The sequence below is a fragment of the Tsukamurella pseudospumae genome (assembly GCF_001575195.1).
Classification (GTDB): Bacteria; Actinomycetota; Actinomycetes; order Mycobacteriales; family Mycobacteriaceae; genus Tsukamurella; species Tsukamurella pseudospumae.
Genome location: NZ_LSRF01000124.1, coordinates 1 through 245, shown reverse-complemented (window position 1 = coordinate 245; position 245 = coordinate 1). Strand labels below are relative to the sequence as shown.

Genomic DNA, 245 nt, shown 5'->3' with positions numbered 1-245 from the left:
ACGCACGATGGCGGACACCGTTGTCACGGGCAACCCAGTCCAGCCCGCCAGCCGCGTAACGGTGACCTGGTTCAGGTCGTGAACGAGTCCGAACAAGGCGAACTCGTCGACTGACAGCGGGCTGTCGGTCAGCCCGGCCGAGACCAATGCGTCGGCGACCGATGCGAGCAGCCAGATGTCGACGAGGACGTTCTTCGGTTCAGACACCTGACTCAACCTCCAGCATGTTGCTAGATCGTAATAAT

The 245-nt window shown here is 60.8% G+C and carries 1 protein-coding gene; it reads right to left on the bottom strand.

Going from position 1 to position 245, the window contains the following annotated elements:
- Positions 1-207, bottom strand: a 207-nt coding sequence (locus tag AXK60_RS25395) for a hypothetical protein (RefSeq protein WP_139058162.1), incomplete at its 3' end; no start/stop codon positions are given.
- Positions 208-245 lie beyond the last annotated feature (38 nt).